The 3,913-nt window shown below is 37.4% G+C and carries 6 protein-coding genes; 1 reads left to right on the forward strand and 5 read right to left on the reverse strand.

Annotated elements, in window-relative coordinates:
* The first annotated feature begins 102 nt into the window (after positions 1–102).
* Positions 103–363, forward strand: coding sequence for a hypothetical protein (locus tag GO685_RS03890; RefSeq protein ID WP_246226421.1), 261 nt, complete (start codon positions 103–105; stop codon positions 361–363).
* 48 nt (positions 364–411) lie between these two features.
* On the opposite strand, the gene trpS is transcribed toward GO685_RS03890, so the two are convergent.
* From trpS to rpsP, 5 genes are all read right to left on the reverse strand, one after another.
* Entirely contained in the window at positions 412–1,512 is a 1,101-nt protein-coding gene (gene trpS, locus GO685_RS03895) for a tryptophan--tRNA ligase (RefSeq protein ID WP_175937652.1), read from the reverse strand.
* A gap of 91 nt (positions 1,513–1,603) precedes the next feature.
* Positions 1,604–1,903 (reverse strand): hypothetical protein, encoded by a 300-nt coding sequence (locus GO685_RS03900; RefSeq protein WP_175937653.1) that lies wholly within the window; start codon positions 1,901–1,903, stop codon positions 1,604–1,606.
* The gene (locus tag GO685_RS03905) at positions 1,896–2,456 is read right to left on the reverse strand and encodes a nucleotide exchange factor GrpE (protein WP_175937654.1); all 561 of its coding nucleotides are present in this window, start codon (positions 2,454–2,456) and stop codon (positions 1,896–1,898) included. The genes GO685_RS03900 and GO685_RS03905 overlap by 8 nt, the downstream gene beginning before the upstream one ends.
* A 61-nt stretch (positions 2,457–2,517) precedes the next feature.
* Positions 2,518–3,504: a polyprenyl synthetase family protein gene (locus GO685_RS03910; protein WP_175937655.1), complete on the reverse strand. Its 987-nt coding sequence runs from the start codon at positions 3,502–3,504 to the stop codon at positions 2,518–2,520.
* A gap of 9 nt (positions 3,505–3,513) precedes the next feature.
* Positions 3,514–3,849 carry a 30S ribosomal protein S16 gene (rpsP, locus tag GO685_RS03915; RefSeq protein WP_175937656.1) on the reverse strand — a complete coding sequence of 112 codons (336 nt, stop codon included), beginning with the start codon at positions 3,847–3,849 and terminating at the stop codon, positions 3,514–3,516.
* Between the last annotated feature and the right edge of the window lie 64 nt (positions 3,850–3,913).

Consider the following 3,913-nt stretch of genomic DNA (forward strand, 5'->3'; position numbering starts at 1 on the left):
TATGCATTGGGTAACCTCCTATTGTTGCTAAAATACTGGAGTTTACCTTATTTCTCTCTCTACTCTCTTTCTAATCCATAGTTAGCGTTTTAAGTGGTTGCTATGAAAGAAGAAGTAAATAGCAAGAAGGACGGCAGAGTAAAGTCAATGGTAGAAAAAATTGAGCAAGATCAAGCTGCTGCAAGCAAAACCACTCCAGTAGCACAAGCAGATATCGGTGTGAAGAAAGACTCACCAAAAGCTGCTTCCCAATCTCACTCATTTCTGGCGGGAAATGAAAGATCTGAAATGAACCCCATAACAGCAAAGTCCGACCCAAGCCTCCAGCTAGTAAAAAGCCCCTTCTCACGCATGTTAGCGTAAAGGAAATAGCTGCACAATTTGAAAGTCATGGGAAGAAATAGCTGTAATCTATTGAATAAACCCTATAATATCCTTTATTTCTTTTATGTTGTGGTTTGCAATCTCTGCTGCTTTTTCTGTACCTTTCTTTAACATTTCATGTAAATGGGACTGGTCCTTTAAGAGGTCTCTCATTTTCTCACGTACAGGTGATAAAACACTGATAATTAAATCAGCCAACTCTTTTTTAAAGTGCCTCATATCGTGCTTATTCATCTCTTCGCATACTCTTTCTACATCCAAGCTACTCAGCACTGAATAAATGTTTATCAAGTTACTTACTTCCGGACGGCACTTTAAAGTAGGAAAATCAAAGCCTAGCATTGAGTCTGTCTTCGCTTTTTCTATTTTTTTAGCAATGAAATCATCTGTGTCGTCAAGACTAATGCGTGAGTGTTCTGAAGGATCAGATTTACTCATTTTGCTTGTGCCATCTCTTAAGCTCATTATTCTTGATGCGTGGTCCAAAACTAGGATTTCAGGTACAACGAAATAATTTAGTTTATAGTGATTGTTGAAAGTGAGTGCGACATCCCGTGTGAGCTCCAAATGCTGCTTTTGATCATCACCAACAGGAACATATTTAGTTTTATATAGCAGTATATCTGCAGCCATAAGCACTGGGTAACTATATAATCCAAGAGAGGCTCTTTGTTTATCGCTACCGGCTTTATCTTTGAATTGAGTCATGCGACTGAGCCAACCAACTGGTGTATAGCACCCAAGTAGCCAACCGAGTTCTGCATGACCGCTAACTGTGGATTGATTAAAAATAATGGACTTTTCTGGATCTATTCCGCACGCAATGTAAGCTGCTGCTGTTTTAAGAATATTGCTCTTTAATTCACTTGCAGCGAGTTTATTGGCTGTGATTGCATGCAAGTCAACAATACAGGAAAGAGACTCATATTTATTCTGTAAGTCTACCCACTGCTTAATTGCACCAAGATAATTACCTAAGTGCAATATGCCACTTGGCTGAATGCCTGAAAAGACAATGGAATCTTTCAAAGCTTGATTTCCAATGGTAGTTTTGCTCTGCTTTTCAAACGCACTCGAGTATTCTGTGATGCGTTTCTCCTCTTCGTTATTATAACAACCAGATGTCATTCTAGTGCCCCGACACACAACCGTACGAACATTGTGATTTTGAGCCTGAGGGTGTCATCCAAGTAGCTGACACTGGGATCCAGGAATTTTACTAAGTTGATGAGCATAAAAATAGCTGTTTTATGTTAAGACACAACGTTTTTAATGTGATTACGTGCGGACTGGATTCCAGTGTCAAGCACTGGAATGACCCCTTTGTGTTTGAGGAAAAATCCGCTATAACATTTAACACACTGTTTTTGGAACAAGTGTTCGCACAGTTGCGTGCTCCGACATCCATTTTCTTTTTCTCGATTCCAGCGTCACGCGCTGGAATGACACTAAACTGAGCTATTGATTTTCTACTTAAATAATAGTTATAAGGAAAGTCCAACCTTTGATATTTATGCATTTTCATCAGATTTCTTGGAAATGACAACCATTGCAGGACGAAGCAACCTACTTTTGATAGTATAACCGGTTTGTAAGACTTCCACGATAGTACCAACTTCTTTTTCATTGTTCTCTCTTTCCACAACGGCTTGGTGTAAATTACTATTAAAAGGCTCTCCCATTGGGTCTATTTCTTCTATCCCGTGTTTTTTCAGATCATTCATAATTTTTTGATGAGCTACTTTGATTCCTTCATGAACAGGATCGCCATCTTTTAAATTTTCCATCACTCTTTTTAAATTGTCGCACGAGTCGATCATATCACGTGCAAATTGTGTAACTGCATAATCACTTGCATCGCTGATTTGCTTTTGCATTATACGTTTGACGTTTTCATTACCTGCAACAGCACGACGTAAATGAGCTTCAAGTTGAGCTGCACGCTCTTTCAACACGTTGAGATTTTCGTCAAAATCATCAGTGTGTTTGCTACTATCTTGTTGGTCTTCGCTTTTTTGTTTATTTACCATATCGGTAAACTTCTTCTTTCTTTCTTTGCTACTATCTGACATATCATTAACCTTAAGAACCTAATAAATATATAGCAACTAATCTGAAAATATCAAGAACTAGCTAAACTTGTCTTTCTATACTTGTATTCAAAAAGTCAATCAAAGCAGTTTTATAAGGAGAATCAGAAAAAGTGCTAATATCATTTAGCGCCATGTTAATATAGTGCCTTGCATTTTTTATAGAAAGCTCGATGGCATTGTGGTGACTAATATAGTGCAGCGCCTGGTCAAAATTGCGCTCAGCCGAAGAAAAACATTTTTCCCAAAATTGTTGTTCTGCTAGGCTGCCTTTTCCGTATGCTATAATAGCAGGTAAAGTTACTTTGCCCTCAAAAAAGTCTTTTCCAACTTGCTTTCCAGAAGTGCTTTGATCAGCAGTATAATCGAGCATGTCATCAATGATTTGGAATGCCATGCCAAAATTAAAACCAAAATTCTTTAGCCTTTCTGTTTCATTACTTGTGGCACCAGATATCACAGATGCAGCTTCACAACACGCAGAAAATAAAGACGCTGTTTTTTCTCCAATCATATCGAAATAATTTTTCCGAGTAGTGTGAGGGTTAAAGCATGTCGTCATCTGTTTTATTTCACCTTTTACCAGCAAATGTGACGCTCTAGATAAAATAGAGAGAACATTTAAATTTTCACATTCTATAAGCCATCTAAATGCTAGAGTCAATAATAGGTCGCCAATTAAAATGCTCGATTTATTTCCCCAGATTTTATTTGCTGTTTTAACTCCATGGCGTACTTCACTTTCATCGAGCACGTCATCGTGAAGTAAAGTAGCATTGTGTATAAGTTCTACCGATGCAGCAACTCTAACTCTGTCCTCCCCAGAGTAGTTCAGCATTTTGCATAAGATGAAGACGAATTTAGGCCTTATTTTTTTTCCACCTGACCCAACAAGATAAGATATAATATCAGCAGCAAGTTTGATGTTTTCATCATCAACGTTTCTGAAGATAAAATCTTTCATAGCTGATAAATCAGAAGATATAATATCATCTAATTTACCGTTATTTATTAAACCAGTGTTCAACATTAAAGAGACTTATGCCTCTTGTTCTTTCACTTTCTGTGTTGCTACTTTCTTTCCCTCTGTTTTTTTTGCTTCTCTCTTCTTCTTTTTTGTTTCTAAAGTGATCATGCCTTTTTCAATGAACCATAGCACTCTCTTGGTTGGTTGTGCACCCACATTTAACCAATGTTCTAATCTATCAACTTTTACCACAACACGATTTTTGTTGTCTTTTGGTAGCATCGGGTCATACTGCCCTATTCTCTCAATAAAACGTCCATCTCTTGGTGCCAGCGAATTAGCTACGACTATCCTGTAAAAAGGGCGTTTCTTTTTACCAAACCTTGCCAACCTTATTTTAACTGCCATGTTAACCTTTATTCATACGTTATTTACAATTTTATACAATAAGCAGTTTAAGTCAAATGAATTT

It is taken from the genome of Wolbachia endosymbiont of Madathamugadia hiepei (assembly GCF_013366855.1).
Lineage (GTDB): Bacteria > Pseudomonadota > Alphaproteobacteria > Rickettsiales > Anaplasmataceae > Wolbachia.

Bases quoted from the DNA above. Each gene is read 5' to 3' on its own strand.
- GO685_RS03890 (WP_246226421.1), top strand. From the start codon at position 103: ATGAAAGAAGAAGTAAATAGCAAGAAGGACGGCAGAGTAAAGTCAATG.
- trpS (WP_175937652.1), bottom strand. From the start codon at position 1,512: ATGACATCTGGTTGTTATAATAACGAAGAGGAGAAACGCATCACAGAA.
- GO685_RS03900 (WP_175937653.1), bottom strand. From the start codon at position 1,903: ATGCATAAATATCAAAGGTTGGACTTTCCTTATAACTATTATTTAAGT.
- GO685_RS03905 (WP_175937654.1), bottom strand. From the start codon at position 2,456: ATGTCAGATAGTAGCAAAGAAAGAAAGAAGAAGTTTACCGATATGGTA.
- GO685_RS03910 (WP_175937655.1), bottom strand. From the start codon at position 3,504: ATGTTGAACACTGGTTTAATAAATAACGGTAAATTAGATGATATTATA.
- rpsP (WP_175937656.1), bottom strand. From the start codon at position 3,849: ATGGCAGTTAAAATAAGGTTGGCAAGGTTTGGTAAAAAGAAACGCCCT.